Origin of the sequence: Trichlorobacter lovleyi, from assembly GCF_015239775.1 — a bacterium.
In the GTDB taxonomy this organism is placed as follows: Bacteria; Desulfobacterota; Desulfuromonadia; order Geobacterales; family Pseudopelobacteraceae; genus Trichlorobacter; species Trichlorobacter lovleyi_B.
This window is the reverse complement of sequence record NZ_CP058409.1, coordinates 3611670-3627411: the sequence shown is the minus strand read 5'-3', so window position 1 is coordinate 3627411 and position 15742 is coordinate 3611670. Positions and strand designations below refer to the sequence as shown.

The window sequence follows — 15742 nt, the reverse complement described above, 5'->3', positions numbered from 1 at the left end:
CCTTGATGAGGTGCGGAATGTTCCCTGAGCTGAAACCGTCACAGAAATACTGGATCTTCATTCTCGGCATGGCCTGCGTCATCTTTGGCGACATTCTTGCCAGTGTGCTGGCTTCCTGGCTGAATCTGGCGCCTCAGGAGCAGGCCTTTCTGCTGGGGTTGCAGGACCGTATCATCCCGTTTCCGATCATGGGGGCCTTTGTGCTCTTTCTGGTAATCGGTGGCATGGTCAGCCTGTTGTTCCGCTATTACATCATGCCGATCATGAGGATCGCCGAGTCAACCCAGCTGATCGCCCTTGCCAACCCCAATCACCGGGTCCCCGAGATCGGCGCCCGTGAGGTGGCGCACCTTGCCCGGATAATCAACGCCTCGGCGGATGCCTATCAAAAATTGCAGCAGGAGGTTGAGGCCACCATCTATGATGCCCGGGCGGACCTGCTGGAAGAGCGCAACCGCTTTGCCGTGCTGATGTCTGAGCTGCCGGTGGGGGTGCTGGTCTGCAATATCCACGGTCAGATCCTGCTCTACAACAGTCAGGCCCAGACGCTTTTCCGGGCAACCGGCCAGACGGACTTCAGCGGAAGCGAGGGGCGGCATGGCCTGATCGGCCTGGGACGCTCGCTGTTCGGCCTGGTGCCGCGGGAACAGGTGGCTGACCGTATCGAGCAGCTGCAGCAGGCGGTGGAGGCTGGGGATGCCACCCCGATCAGGCGGTTCAAGGTCTCCCTTGAGGAGGGGTACTGCCTGAACATCTCCATGGCGCCGGTATTCAGCTTCCATTGCGAGCAGCACGAAGAATGTCTGCCGTGCGAGCGCCGCCGCATCTCCGGGCTGGTCCTCACCATCGATGACCGGCCTTCTCCGGGCGGTCCTGATGAGGCAGCCGGATCAGTGGCTCCGGCGGAACCGCCCGCTGCGGAGCCCTTGCCGCTGCGGAGTGGGGTGACGCCGATCAGCGACCCCCGGCCGGTGTTCTATGAATTCGACCTGTTTCATAACCGGGTGCCTGAAAAGCTGGGGGAGGAGTCACTGCGCCGGCTTACCTACGTGGCGTTTGATACTGAGACCACCGGCCTCGAACCAACCCAGGGGGACGAGATTATTCAGCTTGGCGCGGTGCGTATCGTCAACGGCAAGCTGATCTCCGGAGAGGTGATTGACCAGCTGATCGATCCGCAGCGCTCAATCCCGGCGGTATCTGTGGCGATTCACGGCATTACGCCCAAAATGGTCGCCAATCAGCCGACCATCGGCCAGGTGCTGCCCCATTTTCACCGTTTTACCGAAGGTGCGGTGCTGGTTGCCCACAACGCCGCCTTTGATATGCGCTGCCTGCAGGTCAAGGAGGCTCAGACCGGCGTGAGGTTCGATAACCCGGTGCTGGATACGTTGCTGCTTTCCTCCATCATCCATCCCCATCAGGAGTCCCACTCGCTTGATGAAGTTGCCGCCCGGCTCAGTCTGACCAATATCGGCCGCCATACCGCACTCGGTGATGCCATTGTGACGGCAGAAGTGCTGCTTAAAATGATCCCGCTGCTGGAGGCCAGGGGGATTGTGACCCTGAACGACGCCCTGCAGGCGTCAACCCGTTCACCCTATGCCAGAATCAGCTATTGATCCTGCCCGGCAGGTTGCTATGTGGAGATACCGATGTCGAACGCCTTGGAAAAACTAAAAACCGCTTTGCAGAACGGTCAGATTGATCTGGCAAGGCTGTCCGAACTTGAAGAGGAGTACAGGGAGCTGCAGCATCGGGCGGACCAGTTTGAGAAGTTGCTGATCATGCTGGTGAGGACCGGCTGGCCCTGGGATGAAGAGGGGACGCCGAACGCCATCGCGCAAGCAAGCAAGGGTGGTTTCTGTAGTGCCATGCAGGAGGCCCATGACCTGCTCGGCCTGAACTACCGCAGCATGCTGACCAGGACAGAGCCAAGAACCTGAACTCAGGTGGTTTTAGGGGATGACCGGTTGGTGCTGCGGAACGGGCCGTTAGCCGCAGATCCCGGCCACCTGAAAGCCGGGATCAAGGTCAAAGGTCTGCTGCACCAGCTGCTGGGTCAGGATTGCCGTCGGCAGGCCATCGGCCAGCAGCTGCCCCTGGCGGATTACCAGCAGGCGATCCAGGTTGCGGGTCAGGATCAGGTCGTGCAGCGAAAGCAGGATGGTCAGGTTGTGGGTCTGGCAGAGCCCCCGCAGCAGGGTCAGCAGCTCATACTGGTAACGCAGGTCAAGCCCGGCCAGCGGTTCATCCAGCAGCAGGGTCGTGCCCCCCTGGGCCAGGATCATGGCGATAAAGGCCCGCCGCCGTTCACCGCCGCTGATCTGTGACAGCGGGGTCTGCTCATAGCCGTCCAGCCCCACCGCTGCCAGCACCTCTTGGCAGGAAAGCAGATGATCCCTGCGGGCGGCAGCCCGGCCCATCTCCACCAGCTCACCCACCCTGAACGGCAGCGGCGCCTCAATGGATTGGGGCAGGTAGCCCAGGCGGGTGGCCCGCTCTTCACCCCGCCAGGAGCGGACCGGCTGACCATCCAGCTCCACCTGTCCCGCCGTGGGGGTCAACAGACCTGCCGCCAGCCGCAGCAGGGTGGATTTGCCGGAACCGTTGGCGCCGATCAGTCCCACCAGCTCACCCTTGACCAGGTTGCAGGAAAACTGCACCACGCAGGGGGCGTTGCCGTAACTGAAACAGACCTGATCAAACCTGAGGCTGCTCATCGCATACCTCCATTGGTTGCCCGGCGCAGCATGATCAGAAACCAGGGGGCGCCGATCAGGGTGGTGACCACCCCGGCCGGGATCTCCACCGGCGGCAGTACGCTGCGCCCCACCGTGTCGGCCAGACAGAGCAGCATGCCGCCCCCAATGGCAGACAGCGGCAGCACCCGCCGGGCATCGGCACCCACCAGGGCACGCACCCCGTGGGGCACCATCAGGCCCACAAAGCCGACAATGCCGCCCAGTGCCACCGCAGCTGCCGTCAGCAGCGAGGCAGCCAGCACCAGCAGGGCCCGCTCCCGGCCCGGTTCCAGCCCCAGGCCAAAGGCCACTTCATCCCCCAGTGCCAGGGCGTTCAGGCCGCGCCGCCGGGCCAGGGCCAGCACAAAGCCGATCAGCATCAGCAGTCCGGCCACCGGCACCACCGACCAGTCTGCCCCGGCCAGGTCACCGGCCATCCAGAGCAGGGCCCGTTTGACTCCATCGGCCTGGGCCAGGGACATTACCAGCATCAGGATGGCGGACAGGAAAAAGCCCATCCCCACCCCGGCCAGCAGCAGCCGCTCTGCCCGTACCCCCCAGGCATCCCGCCCCAACGATACCACCACGGCGCTGGTAACCAGGGCTCCGGCCAGAGCCAGGGCAGGTACCAGCCAGACCGCGGTCCCTTGGGTGGCCAGCAGACCGAAGGCCGCTGCCAGGGCTGCGCCGCTGGAGGTGCCCAACACATAGGGATCAGCCAGCGGGTTGCGGAAAACCCCCTGCAGGATCGCTCCGGCCACCCCCAGTGATCCACCCATCAGCAGGGCCACCACGATGCGGGGCAGGCGCAGCTCCAGCACAATCTTCATCTGCAGCGGATCAAGCTGAAAGGGATTGATGGTCTGTTGCCCCAGCGAGAGCGACAGCAGCAGGACCGCCCCCAGGCAGCCCAGCATGGTAAACAGGGGGTGGCGTTTCACGGGCGCTGACCTTTATGGGCCAGCTCAAGGCAGTGGCGCAGCTCGGCGATCCCTTCCGGGATGCGGGGGCCGGGACGGTAGAGGGCATCGCTGACCATGCAGACCCGGCCCTGTTTGACGGCCTCCAGTGAATTGAGATGGCCCAGCATCCGCTTCATCGGTCCGGCCAGTTTTTCCCCCTGCCCGGCAATGATCAGTTGCGGGTTGCGGGTGATGACCGCCTCAAGTGAAAGCCGGGGATAGCCGGAACGGGCATCGGCGGCGATGTTGGTCATGCCGGACAGTTTCATGGCATCATCCAGCATGGAGCCGGGACCGGCCGCCACCAGCGGGTCAGGCCAGATCACAAACATGGTCTTGACCTGCACAGCAGTTTTAAGTGGCTTTAACGACTGCTCAATCCGGCTGGCCAACTGGTTTGCCGGTTGTTGCACCCCAAGATCACTACCCAGTTGCCTGACGGCCGCAGCCAGCTTGTCCAGGCGGGAGCCGCGGAAGGTGATAGTCCTGATTCCCAGCTTGTGCAGCCGTTTTGCCAGCTTGGAGCCGATCCCCTCTTCATCCACCAGCACCACATCCGGCTTCAGATTCAGCACCGCCTCCAGAGACGGGTTGGCCGGACCCCCTACGGTGGGCTTGCCTTTGATCGATGCCGGCCGGTCGCAGAAGGTGGTCACCCCCACCAGATTCTTCTCCAGGCCCAGGGCACAGGCCAGCTCGGTCAGGCTGGGGGCCAGCGAGACGATCCGCCTGGGCGGCTCCCCGGCAAAACCGGGGGCCACCGCAAGCAGAGAGAACATGACGAGGCACAAGACAGACAAAAGGCGCAACCCACCCCGGCCCTCCCTTGTCAGGGAGGGGGGTAACGTCAGTATTTTTATGCTTCCCCCCTGACAAGGGGGGATTGAGGGGGGTCGTTTGTTCATCAGAATGATACCTTTACGCCGCCATAGGCGCCAATACCGGGGGTGCCGTAGCCGGCCACCTCTTCATACTGGCGGTCAAACAGGTTGTCTATCCGCCCGAAGAGCTGCAGATTCTTGGTAACGTCGTAGGAACCGGCCAGGTTTACCAGCAGGTAATCCTTCATCTTTTTCGTGTTTGCCGTGTCGGCATAGCGGGTACCCACATAGACCACCCCCAGATTAAGATTGGCCTTTTTCAGGAAGCTGTAGTTGGCATCAAAGGTCAGCTTGTTCTTGGGGCGATAGGCCCACTGTTTTCCATAGGTTGCGCTTCCAATGGTATCGTCTTTCGTCTCGGTATAGGTATAGGTCGCCTTAAGTATCAGTTCATCAATAGGCTGCAGGGATGCCGTCAGTTCAAGCCCCTGACTGTGTGCTTTGTTGACGTTATCATAATATGTGTTCCAACTAGGATCAGTCATGTAGCTGATCATATCCTTAAAGTCGTTTCTGAACCAGGTTGCACTCAGATGTGTCTTCATGACTGGAATGGTCTGCTCTACGCCAATATCCCAGCCAGCGCTTTTTTCTGGTTTTAGGTTTGAATTGCCTCCAAGAAACCAGAATACGGGAAGTGCTGGAGCATACAGTTCATAGAGGGAAGGAGATCTGAAGCCGGTTCCGTAACTACCTCTTATTTTAGTTCCGGTTTGTTTGATCAGGTACGCGGTCGTAAAGCGATAAGTGGCTTCGGTACCAAAACGGTTATGATCATCCACACGAACGCCCAGGGTGGTGAACCAGCTGTCAAACAGTTTAATCTGCTCCTGCAGATAGACACTGTTTGTAGCGGCATGTTTTTCTTCCATACCATCCGTTACAGCGTACTCATCCTTGCGTTCTACCCCAAGCGTAAAATCATTGGTTTTGTGCAGGTGCAGTACATGCTGCCAATCAAACTTGAGGCTCTGCCCGTTGTAGTAGTAGCCGTCTGAATAATCACGTTTTGAATCGTTGAACGAGAGCCCCAGCTTCTGATCCCAAAAATTGTGAAAGAGCGAAAGATTGCCTTCAGTGCGTAGAAAAAGTTGGTCTGTTTTTACATTGTAGCCAAGTACGTCAGTCAGAGCATAAAGAGGCGGTGGGCTGCCGTCAAGATCAGCACGGCTTTTGCTGTACCGTAGGGCAACATCGAAATCAAGGTTGCTGAGCGGTGTAATTCCCAAGCGGGCAGACACCGTGCTGTTCTGGTACGGGTCGTTTTCGGGATTACCGTTCTTGCTGTTGGCGGCAGAGATGCCGTCCGTGTCAAGTCGGGAGACGTTCAGCGCATACTGGAGCAGTGAGGTGCCACCGCTCAGACCGGCAGTTTCCTTGGCAGTATAGTGAGAGCCGCCTTCAGCAGAGAAGTAGGCCTTCAGCTTGCCGTCTCCGCGTTTGGTAATGATGTTAATCACGCCGCCCATGGCATGGGAGCCGTAGAGTGTGCTCTGTGGGCCGCTTAATACCTCGATGCGCTCAATGTTGTCCGCAGTTAAATTGGCAAAATCATATGCAGCTCCAATTGCCGTTGGGTCATTCATTTCAACACCATCAATCAGCACCAGAGTGTGTTCAGGTTTTGCCCCTCGGATGAAGACCGAAGTGCTGCCACCATATGCGCCGCTCTGTTTTACATCCAGCCCCGGCACCATCCGTAGCGCATCCGCCACGGTCCGTTTCTGCTGTTGCTCGATCTCCTTGGCCGTGACCACGCTGATGGAGCTGCCCACCTGCTCAATCGGCACCTCATCACGGGTGGCGGTCACCACCACTTCGCCCAGTTGTGCGGTCTTTTCCTCTGCCATTGCTGAACCACAGACTGCCAGGACCAGCCCCAATGCTACTGCATACTTCTGTCTACTTCTCTTCATACGGTCTTTCCTCCCGCGAGTATTCAGATGGAGCGGTCTTCCGGCTTAGGACAGCCTACTTGCCCACCTTCCCAGGGTTAGTGCCCCCAGTGGTTGTATGCCTTGCGGCATCGGGCGTTCGTTTCCATTACGGCTGCGGGGCAGCGGGGGAATTTAACCCCTCTTCCTCGTCTCCATCTGTTGTGAAATCTGCTTGCTGTTCCCGGTTTCAGTTCAAGGATGATAGCTAGGCGGCTCGGCGGTGGCGACGAAAGCGTACATAACCGTACGTTGAGGAAGCCGACGACGAGCCAACGAAGCTAGCGCCTTGAAATGGAATCGGATTACTTCTGTTTAAATCCGTTCTGCTTTTCCAATGCCTCCAGCACCGCCTGATGGACCGCCTTGGCGATCAGCTCGCCGATCCGGCTGTGGCCGCCGCTGTAGGTAACCCTGGGGCCGCTGCTGCCGGACACGACGATCACGCTGTCGGTGCCGGTGCCGGTGGCCTGGACCCCTTTGGTGTAGCTGCTGGGGACTTTCAGGTCCTCCAACGCTGCGGTCTTGGCCTCGGTGATGGTGACCACGGCCCGGGCCAGGGCTCCGTCGCTCAGGCGCGCATTGGTCAGGACAATGATGTTGATGGTCCCGGCGGGCGGATCAGCCGGTTCAATGTTGGTCCCCTCATCAACCCCGGCCCGCAGGGCGTTGCTTTTGGCCCCGGCAGTGACCAGGGCAGTCACCGTAAAGGGCTGAAACTGCTTGGTTACCACGGCCAGGTTGTCCATGTCTGCTGCCGTGCCCACCAGGGTCAGGTCAGCGGGCTGCAGCCGCAGCTTGTTAGCGATCATTGCCTTGCGCTGTTGCTCATAGGTCTTGCCGCCGCACTGCAACTTGGTGGCCAGCTCGACTGACAGCTTCTTCCAGAGCAGCGGGTGGGCGGCATGGTTGATCGCCCCCAGGCCGTTGATGATGCCGTCGCTGGTGGAGAGGAGATGGCGGCGTGCAGGCAGCTGCACGATCAGGCTCTTTTCCCAGAGGCCGTCTTGTTCGGTCTTCAGTACCTGGGCGGTTGCGCCAAGCTCAGGCGGCAAGGTCAGGTTGGCTGCACACAGCGGTGTTGCCAGAAACAGGCAGATTGTTACTGCTATCAAAGTGATTTTACGCATTACAGGCCACCTTTTTTACCTGTTCAAACCGTTCCAGGCCGGTCTCTGCATTACGGTTCTGACAGGTTACCCACTGCTGCAGTTTGCTCAGGGCTGCCCCGCTAGCCAGAGTTTCCCGTGCCATGGTTATCCCCTGCTTCAGATCAGATGCCTTGCCTGCGGTCCAGAGCAGCGCACCGGCATTCAGACTGACAAAATCTTCACAGGCCTTGAAACGACCGGTACCGGCAATGACCTGCATGAAGCGCCGGATCTCATCCTCCCGTAAGTTGCAGGCGGCAATCTCGCTTCCACGGCGGCAGGCCAGCCCCAGCTCTTCCGGGACAATGTCGTATTCTTCCCGTTGCTCTCCGTCAAAGCGGCAGATGGTTGAAGGGCCGCAGATTGACAGCTCATCCATCCCCAGGCCGCTTGCGGCATCACTGCCGTACACCACCATGCCATGCTGGTAGCCGATTTTTGCCATGACCGCTGCGGTGGCCGGCACCATCCGGCGGCTGTAGACCCCCCGTAGCGCCTGGCGGGGGCGGGCAGGATTAGCCAGTGATGCTGCAATGTTAAGGGTGGAACCAAAGCGGATCTGGGAGAGGATGCGGCCCAGGCCACCGGGGTGGACTGCGGGGGACATGCCGTTAAACAGGCCGATCCCGGCCTGACGGATGCTGTCGGCCACCCGGGTGACCGGGCAGTCTACATCAATCCCCATCGCCTCCATGATATCCACGGTGCCGCAACGGGAGGTAATGGCCCGGGCGCCGTGACGGGCCATGTTCACGCCGTTGGCTGCCCCGACAATGGCAGCGGCACTGCTGACGTTGAAGGTCTTGAAGCCGTCCATGCCGGTGCCGGAGTTCTCAAACAGCCCGTCCGGCAGACCTTCCGGGTGGACCGTATCAAACTCATCAATGGCCTGCCAGGCCCCGGCGATCTCGTCAACGGTTTCGCCCTTGGCGGTCAGGGCCGCCAGCAAGGCCCCCTGCTGCAGCGGACTTTGCTGATCCAGCATCAGTTCACGGAACAGCAGATAGCTCTGCTCCTGTGTCAGATCCTGTTTCTCAATCAGCAGCTGAATCTGTGCGCCAAACTGTTCAGGAGTCATTTTTTGCCGTCCTCCGGGTAGAGGTGAATCTTCATGCACTGCCGGTTGGCCACCAGCTCAAGGGCTTCAGCCAGGCGGGACAGCGGCATCCGATGGCTGATCAGATCGTTGACATGAAGCCTGCCGGACTGCAGCAGGGCGATGGCCTGCCGGCCGTGGCGGTAACAGCAGCCATAGGCCCCCACCACCGTCTGTTCCAGATAGTGTAGTTGGTTGAAATCAGTTGCGATAACAGGGGTTTCCTTGGAGAGGCCGGAAAAGACCACCAGCCTGCCACGGGGAGCCAGGCGGGCCAGGGCCTGTTGATAGGCATCGTTATTGCCGACCGCCACCACGCAGACATCGAACAGCTGGTCAGGCGCCTCAGCGACACCCTTGGCCGGTTCTCTTCGTTGCGGATCAGGCTCAATCACGGTGGGCAGGGCCTCATAGGCCGATGCAGCGCGGGCCAGCAGTTGCCCTGCCGGACCGCCGCCCCAGATGGCAATGTTCTCAAAGGGGGCCAGGCGGGCCAGTTCCAGGGCGTTCAGACAGCAGGAGAGCGGCTCGGCAAAGACCGCCTGTTCATCGCTCAATCCTTCCGGCAACGGAATCAGGCTCTTGAGCGGTGCAATCACGTAGCCGGCAAAACCGCCATCGCGGTGGAAGCCCATGATCCGCATCGAACGGCAGAGGTTTTCAGCCCCAGCGCGGCAGGCCGGACAGTGGCCGCACCATTCACCGGGGTAGACGTAGAATCTCTGGTTTAAAAGAGCTGCATCAGCCTCTGGTCCAAGGGCCACCACCTGGCCCACCACCTCTTCACCGGGGACACAGGGCAGTACCAGATCGCGATGTCCGACCTGGATGATCTTCAGGTCGGTGCGGCAGAGACCGGTGACGGTGACGCGCAAGAGCGCCTCGCCCGGTCCCGGTTGGGGAACCGGACGGCGTTCAAACTGAAATGAGCCGATCTCGCGCACGGAGACCGCCTGCATGGTGGCGGGTAACGGTTGGACCATGGCCGGACTACCGTACCCTGTTGGTTGGATTGGATTGGCTGCTGGAAGCTGAAGAGATTTCCGGCGCGGATTGCTGCTGGTTGTACATGAGTTGCCTCCCCCGAAGCGTACGAATGGAGCGGTGTTCCGGCTCAGGGCGACCTACTTGTCCGCCTTCCCAGGGTGTTTCCCCAGTGGCTGTACCCTTACGCTTCCCGTTCAAGGCGCTGGCTGTGTCGGCTCGTCGTCGGCTTCCTCAACGTACTGATTAGTACGCCTCCGTCGCCTCCTCCTTGACGCCTTGCCATCATCCTTGAACTGAAACCGTTAACTTACTTGGGTTGGACGTTCGTTCCCTTTACGGCTGCGGGGCAGCGGGGGCCTTGCACCCCTCTTCCTCGCTTCCATTCGGTGTTGCAAGCTCTGTAACAGATGCCAAGAAACAGTTCATCTGTCAAGAATTTATGGTGAGGATACGGTTGTCTTTTGCCAATCCATGCCGTAGTATCGCTCGGGTTACCTACGCAGCAGAGGGGGGCAGAATCATGGCACGGCCGGCAAATATCCTGGTTGTAGACGATTCACGGGCAAACAGCAGCATGCTGGTTGAAATCCTTGAGGCCCAGGGCTATCTGGTCTCCGTTACCGCATCGGCTGAAGAGGCGATTCCGCTTTTCAGCGCACAGGATTTTGACCTGGTTCTGACCGGTCTGATGCTTTCCGGTATGAGTTGTTTCAATATGATGAAGGTCTTCAGGCGCCACAAGCCGGAGATTGACGTCATCATCCTCAGCTCCAACGACTCAGGTTTCAATATCATCAAGGCGCTTCGTCTCGGTGCCTATGACTATATCGTCATGCCGCTGGATGACGAGAGCGTACTGTACAATGTGATTGAAAAGGCTTTGGAAAAACAGGAACTGCTACGCAAGAAGGCGCACCTGTTGAGTGAACTGACCAGAAAAAACAATGTCTTGCAGGAAACGCTGGAAATGATGAAATCAGCCAACCAGATCAGTGCGGCGCTTATGTCAACCTTCAGTGTGCCGGATATCATGAAAAAACTGGTGGAGCTTGTCACCGAGCATCTGCAGGCGCGTCGCGGCTACATACTGCTGCTGGACAAGGCCGGGAGTACCCTGCAGGCAAAGGTGGCCACCGGATTAGACCCGCTGTACTCCCAACAGTACAGCCTGCCCTTGGGCAAGGGGATCTCCGGCAGGGTTGCCGTAGACGGCAAACCGCTGATTATCTGCGATATTACTGACGAAGGCTTTATGGATGATGTCAGGGAGGAAGATCCTGACGGTGTTATGCTGGCCAGCCCCAGCATCCTTTCGGTCCCGTTGCTGGTGCAGGATCGGATTGCCGGAGTGTTAACCATTTCAGGCGGTGTCAGGGGAGAACCGTTCCACAACGACCATCTGGAATTCCTTGCCATGCTGTCCCGTTACGCAACCATCGCACTGGCCAATGCCGGCGTGGTGTACAATCTGAAAAAACAGCTTGCCGCAGCGGCATAACCTGCTTTCACCTCCTACCCCGACATGACAGACCAGAGCCGGCAGCCGGTACGACATAGCCATGGTGGCAATCTGCGCGGCCTGAGCGCCCTGTCAGGGCTTCCACAATCAGAACTGCTCGATTTTTCAGCCAATATCAACCCGCTGGGGCCGCCGGACTGGTTGCGTCCCCTGATCGAAAGCCGGATCAGTGACCTGATCCATTACCCTGACCCGGATGCCACCGAGCTGGTGCAGGCCCTGGCCAGCCTGCACGGCCTAAACATTGATCAGGTCCTGGTGGGTAACGGTGCCACCGAACTGCTGCACCTGCTTCCCCGGGCGCTGGGCTGTTCTTCGCTGCTGCTGCCGGTACCCAGCTATGCCGATTATGAGGAACCGGCCAGACTCTCCGGCCTGGCCATCGAACAGTTTTTTCTCTCTCCTGATACCGGTTTTGCGCTTGATCCAACCGGCCTTGTACCGCTCCTGAAGCCAGCCCAGCTGGTGCTGTTGGGTCAGCCCAATAATCCCACCGGGCGCACCTTTGATGCTGAAGCCCTGCGTGCAATCGCCTTGCAACATCCGGCCACCCTGTTTGTGGTGGATGAGTCGTTCATTGGCTTTACCGATGCCAGCCAAAGCCTGCAGCAGAACCGTCCTGAAAATATCCTGATCCTCACCTCATTGACCAAGCTGTATGCCATCCCCGGCCTGCGTCTGGGCTACCTGACCGGCGCTGCAGGGCATATCCGGCAACTTAAAAACTATCTGCCCAACTGGACCGTTAACAGCCTGGCCCAGGCCGTGGGGGTACGGGCGGTGCAGGATGCAGAGTACCTGCAGCACAGCCGCAGCTTTGTGACCAAACAGCGTGAATCGCTTGTAACGCTGCTGTCCAGTCTGTCGGGCCTGACGGTCTACCCCGGTGAGGCCAACTTCCTGCTGCTACGGCTGGACCACCCCAACATGGATGCAGGCCTGCTTGCCGAACTGAGCCTGCAGCAGGGGATTGCCCTGCGGGTCTGCAGTAATTTCAGCGGCCTTGATCAGCGTTACTTCCGTCTGGCAGTACGGACCGAAGCGGAACAGCAGCGGCTGTACGGCGTGTTGCAGAATATTCTGGCACCATCCCGGCCGCGGAGCGTCAGGCGTCAAACCCCGGCGATCATGTTTCAGGGCACCGGTTCCAATGCCGGCAAGAGCATCCTGACCGCTGCGCTCTGCAGGATTCTGAAACAGGATGGTCATGACGTGGCGCCGTTCAAGGCCCAGAACATGTCGCTCAACTCCTTTGTGACCCGCCAGGGGGGCGAGATGGGACGGGCCCAGGTGCTGCAGGCCCAGGCCTGCCGGCTCAACCCGGACGTGCGGATGAATCCGGTGCTGCTGAAACCGAACAGCGAGACCGGTTCCCAGGTGATCCTCTGCGGCACTGCAGTGGGAAACACTGATTTTAAGAGCTATGCCGAACAGCGGGAAAAGGTCTGGGCTACGGTCAAGTGCTGCTATGACGAGCTGGCACAGGAACATCAGCTGATGGTGCTGGAGGGAGCGGGCAGTCCGGCTGAGGTCAACCTGAAGGCCAATGATATCGTCAATATGCGGATGGCGCAGTATGCCGGGGCACCGGTGCTGCTGGTGGGTGATATTGACCGGGGTGGCGTGTTTGCCTCCTTTGTGGGTACCATGGAGGTCCTAAGCGAGGCTGAGCGTGCCATGGTGGCCGGATTCGTGATCAACCGCTTCCGGGGCGATGCCTCCCTGTTGGGGGATGCCCTGGCCTACACCCGCTTCCATACCAACAGGCCGGTGCTGGGCACAATTCCCTATCTACGCAATCTGGGGTTGCCGGAGGAGGATTCGGTCTCCTTCAAGCAGGGCTTGCTGCCGGTTGGGGCAAAGGATAGCCAACTGCTTGATATTGCGGTGCTGGATCTGCCCCATATCTCCAACTTTACCGACCTTGATCCACTGGGGCTGGAGCCGGATGTGGGCCTGCGGATCGTCCGCTCAGCAGCTGACCTGGGCCGGCCTGATCTCCTGATCCTGCCTGGCAGCAAGAACACCCTGGCTGACCTGGCCTGGTTGCAACAGACCGGACTGGCAGCGGCAATTATCAATCTCGCACAGGAGGGACAGTGCGAGATCATCGGCATCTGCGGTGGTTTTCAGTTGCTGGGCGAGCAGATCAGCGACCCCCACGCCATTGAGTCCGGGGCTGGGCAACAACAAGGATTGGGGCTGCTGGCGATCAATACGGTCATGGCTGAAGAAAAAACCACCCTGCAGACCCGCTGCCATCACCTCCCTTCCGGCTGTGAACTGACCGGGTATGAGATCCACCACGGCATTACCAGTGGAGAACAGCTCCAGCCATTGATCAGCAGCTCGGATGGCAGCCTACTTGGCGCAGGCAGTGTCAACGGCCTGATCTGGGGCAGCTACCTGCATGGGATCTTTGATGCAGACCCATTCCGGCGCTGGCTGCTTGACCGGCTGCGGCAGCGCAAAGGCTGGCAGGCAGATGGGCTGATCCGGGCCTGCTATGATCTGGAACCGGCCCTGGACCGTTTGGCTGATGCGGTGCGTAACAGCCTGGATATGCAGGAAATCTATCGGTTGTTGCGGTTGTGATTCCGATTCCAACTCAAGGCGCTAGCTTCGTTGGCTCGTCTTCGGCTCCTCGACGTACTGCGTGTACGCCTGCGTCGCCGAATTCCTTGCCGTCTTGCTATCACTCTTGATTTGAAATCGGGATAACTCGTCATTTGTGCTGCGTTAGCAGTATTTATAGGCGGATAATATTCCACCAAAGCAATAAATACCACTTTAGCATAATTTATATTGTCTGAAGCCACATACCATGCAATACTTCTGCTATACCAGTACGTATAAAGAGGTGTGTAGCATGGCTAAGACTGTCACCCCGTTGCCGATACCGGTTGCCCAGACCATGGCTGATGCCGATACCCTGGGCCGGTTTATCCGTGCTGCCAGAACCCAGAGTGGCATGGGTATTCACGAAGCTGCTGCCTTTTGTGGTGTTTCGGTCAGCACCATGAGCAGTCTGGAACGTGCCAAAGGTGATGTCCGCCTCAGCAGCATCCTGCAGGTCTGCCGTATGCTGGGGATCACGCTCAGCATTTCAGCCGGAGACAGCCAATGAGCGAGAGCCTGTTGGTCTGTTTGAACCGCACGACATTAGGTCAGTTGGGCTTTGATGGCGCAACAGATCAGTATTCCCTTACCTATGACCAGAGCTGGCAGGACAACGGCGGTTACAGCATCTCTCCCCACCTGCCACTTGAAACCGTACCATCCGAGGCACTGAAACGCTTTCTTGCCAACCTGCTGCCGGAAGGGCGCTGGCTGGATGAACTTTCACTTACCCAGCAGATCTCCAAAGCCAATATCTTTGGCCTGATCAACGCCATTGGTAGCGAAACCACTGGCGCTCTCACCTTTCAGCACAGTACCCGGCCAGCAGAGCAACAGGCCTACTTTCGGGAGATTTCGACTGCTGAACTGACAGAACGGATCAGCCTACGGGCAGATCGCTCCATTGCCATCTGGGATAACAAGCCGCGCCTGTCAGTAGCCGGTGTACAGGACAAACTGCCGGTGCTGATCATGCCGGATGGCACAATCGGCTTTGGTGAGGGGGCACTGGCCTCCACCCATATCCTCAAGTTCGGTACCAAACCGGATCTGCACCTGGTTATCAATGAATATATCTGCATGGAGCTGGCTCGCAGGATAAAGTTGCCGGTTGCAACGGTGCAGCTGCTCCGGCTTGGTGAACCGGTGCTGGCTGTGCAACGCTTTGACCGCACATGGACCCAGCAGGGGACGGTAGACCGCCTGCATCTGATTGATGGCTGCCAGATGCTTGACCTGCCGCCGATCTATAAATACGAACGTCCCTTTGGCAAAGGTGGCCATGCCGCTGTGATCCGCTCCGGCGCCAGCCTAGCGCAGCTCTTTGCAGCCTGCAACCGCTGCCGGGTACCTGCTGCAGCCCTGCGCGACCTGCTGCAGTGGGTGCTGTTCAATCTGCTGATCGGTAACAGTGATGCCCATGCCAAGAATATCTCTTGGTTTGTTGGGCCAAACGGTATCCGTATCGCCCCGGCCTATGATCTGCTCTGCCTGGACAGCTACGCTGGCCAGTACGACCGTGATCTGGCACTGGCAGTGGGTGATACCTTTGATCCTGAAGAAATACAGCCATTTCAACTGGCCGAGATGTGTGAAGCCTGCAAACTGCCGCAACGCCAGGTGGCGCGCACCTTGGCCACGCTCTGCCGTAGCATGCTGCAACAGCTTGATAATTTTGCGTTAACGGTTGATCTGGCCAATGATGAGCAGGCCTTTAGCACTGCCCTGCTGGCGCACCTGCGGAAGAATGCAGAGAAATATCTGATGTTTGCAGCTGAGCTGCCCAACGTGGTGCTGTAGGCCAATTGATTTTTTTCAGTTAGTTGGTACTGACACATTAAAGAGCGAT

General features: G+C 59.0%; 13 protein-coding genes and 2 riboswitches. Of the genes, 6 read left to right on the top strand and 7 right to left on the bottom strand.

What is annotated here, in order from left to right; translation table 11 throughout:
* The first annotated feature begins 17 nt into the window (after positions 1-17).
* Together FY034_RS16745 and FY034_RS16740 are read left to right on the top strand one after the other, a co-directional pair.
* Positions 18-1622: an exonuclease domain-containing protein gene (locus FY034_RS16745; protein ID WP_265552596.1), complete on the top strand. Its 1605-nt coding sequence runs from the start codon at positions 18-20 to the stop codon at positions 1620-1622.
* A gap of 33 nt (positions 1623-1655) precedes the next feature.
* Positions 1656-1946, top strand: a complete 291-nt coding sequence (locus FY034_RS16740) for a hypothetical protein (protein WP_265552595.1) — start codon at positions 1656-1658, stop codon at positions 1944-1946.
* A gap of 48 nt (positions 1947-1994) precedes the next feature.
* On the opposite strand, the gene FY034_RS16735 is transcribed toward FY034_RS16740, so the two are convergent.
* The 7 genes from FY034_RS16735 to FY034_RS16705 form a co-directional block, all read right to left on the bottom strand.
* A complete protein-coding gene (locus FY034_RS16735; RefSeq protein ID WP_265552592.1) occupies positions 1995-2723 on the bottom strand; it encodes an ABC transporter ATP-binding protein in 729 nt (242 codons plus the stop codon).
* Positions 2720-3685 (bottom strand): FecCD family ABC transporter permease, encoded by a 966-nt coding sequence (locus FY034_RS16730; RefSeq protein WP_265552590.1) that lies wholly within the window; start codon positions 3683-3685, stop codon positions 2720-2722. Before FY034_RS16730 ends, FY034_RS16735 begins: the two co-directional genes overlap by 4 nt.
* Positions 3682-4485, bottom strand: a complete 804-nt coding sequence (locus FY034_RS16725) for an ABC transporter substrate-binding protein (protein ID WP_265552588.1) — start codon at positions 4483-4485, stop codon at positions 3682-3684. The genes FY034_RS16730 and FY034_RS16725 overlap by 4 nt, the downstream gene beginning before the upstream one ends.
* Before the next feature lie 125 nt (positions 4486-4610).
* On the bottom strand, positions 4611-6503 hold the full coding sequence (locus FY034_RS16720) for a TonB-dependent receptor plug domain-containing protein (protein WP_265552586.1): 1893 nt from the start codon (positions 6501-6503) through the stop codon (positions 4611-4613).
* 35 nt (positions 6504-6538) lie between these two features.
* A riboswitch (cobalamin riboswitch) is annotated at positions 6539-6670 on the bottom strand.
* 156 nt (positions 6671-6826) lie between these two features.
* Positions 6827-7651: an adenosylcobinamide amidohydrolase gene (locus FY034_RS16715; RefSeq protein ID WP_265552584.1), complete on the bottom strand. Its 825-nt coding sequence runs from the start codon at positions 7649-7651 to the stop codon at positions 6827-6829.
* Positions 7644-8750, bottom strand: a complete 1107-nt coding sequence (trpD, locus tag FY034_RS16710) for an anthranilate phosphoribosyltransferase (protein WP_265552582.1) — start codon at positions 8748-8750, stop codon at positions 7644-7646. Before trpD ends, FY034_RS16715 begins: the two co-directional genes overlap by 8 nt.
* The gene (locus tag FY034_RS16705; RefSeq protein ID WP_265552580.1) at positions 8747-9751 is read right to left on the bottom strand and encodes a zinc-dependent alcohol dehydrogenase; all 1005 of its coding nucleotides are present in this window, start codon (positions 9749-9751) and stop codon (positions 8747-8749) included. Before FY034_RS16705 ends, trpD begins: the two co-directional genes overlap by 4 nt.
* A gap of 98 nt (positions 9752-9849) precedes the next feature.
* Positions 9850-10172: riboswitch (cobalamin riboswitch) on the bottom strand.
* A gap of 103 nt (positions 10173-10275) precedes the next feature.
* Between FY034_RS16705 and FY034_RS16700 the strand changes: the two genes are divergently transcribed.
* The 4 genes from FY034_RS16700 to FY034_RS16685 all read left to right on the top strand — a co-directional run bounded on the left by FY034_RS16700 (position 10276) and on the right by FY034_RS16685 (position 15693).
* Complete coding sequence (locus FY034_RS16700) at positions 10276-11253, top strand: response regulator (protein ID WP_265552578.1); 978 nt, start codon at positions 10276-10278, stop codon at positions 11251-11253.
* 24 nt (positions 11254-11277) lie between these two features.
* Positions 11278-13869, top strand: a complete 2592-nt coding sequence (locus FY034_RS16695; protein ID WP_265552576.1) for a cobyric acid synthase — start codon at positions 11278-11280, stop codon at positions 13867-13869.
* A gap of 274 nt (positions 13870-14143) precedes the next feature.
* Positions 14144-14401: a helix-turn-helix domain-containing protein gene (locus FY034_RS16690; RefSeq protein ID WP_265552574.1), complete on the top strand. Its 258-nt coding sequence runs from the start codon at positions 14144-14146 to the stop codon at positions 14399-14401.
* Positions 14398-15693 (top strand): HipA domain-containing protein, encoded by a 1296-nt coding sequence (locus FY034_RS16685; RefSeq protein ID WP_265552572.1) that lies wholly within the window; start codon positions 14398-14400, stop codon positions 15691-15693. Before FY034_RS16690 ends, FY034_RS16685 begins: the two co-directional genes overlap by 4 nt.
* Positions 15694-15742 lie beyond the last annotated feature (49 nt).

Bases quoted from the DNA above. Each gene is read 5' to 3' on its own strand.
- FY034_RS16745 (WP_265552596.1), top strand. From the start codon at position 18: ATGTTCCCTGAGCTGAAACCGTCACAGAAATACTGGATCTTCATTCTC.
- FY034_RS16740 (WP_265552595.1), top strand. From the start codon at position 1,656: ATGTCGAACGCCTTGGAAAAACTAAAAACCGCTTTGCAGAACGGTCAG.
- FY034_RS16735 (WP_265552592.1), bottom strand. From the start codon at position 2,723: ATGAGCAGCCTCAGGTTTGATCAGGTCTGTTTCAGTTACGGCAACGCC.
- FY034_RS16725 (WP_265552588.1), bottom strand. From the start codon at position 4,485: ATGTTCTCTCTGCTTGCGGTGGCCCCCGGTTTTGCCGGGGAGCCGCCC.
- FY034_RS16720 (WP_265552586.1), bottom strand. From the start codon at position 6,503: ATGAAGAGAAGTAGACAGAAGTATGCAGTAGCATTGGGGCTGGTCCTG.
- FY034_RS16715 (WP_265552584.1), bottom strand. From the start codon at position 7,651: ATGCGTAAAATCACTTTGATAGCAGTAACAATCTGCCTGTTTCTGGCA.
- trpD (WP_265552582.1), bottom strand. From the start codon at position 8,750: ATGACTCCTGAACAGTTTGGCGCACAGATTCAGCTGCTGATTGAGAAA.
- FY034_RS16705 (WP_265552580.1), bottom strand. From the start codon at position 9,751: ATGGTCCAACCGTTACCCGCCACCATGCAGGCGGTCTCCGTGCGCGAG.
- FY034_RS16700 (WP_265552578.1), top strand. From the start codon at position 10,276: ATGGCACGGCCGGCAAATATCCTGGTTGTAGACGATTCACGGGCAAAC.
- FY034_RS16695 (WP_265552576.1), top strand. From the start codon at position 11,278: ATGACAGACCAGAGCCGGCAGCCGGTACGACATAGCCATGGTGGCAAT.
- FY034_RS16690 (WP_265552574.1), top strand. From the start codon at position 14,144: ATGGCTAAGACTGTCACCCCGTTGCCGATACCGGTTGCCCAGACCATG.
- FY034_RS16685 (WP_265552572.1), top strand. From the start codon at position 14,398: ATGAGCGAGAGCCTGTTGGTCTGTTTGAACCGCACGACATTAGGTCAG.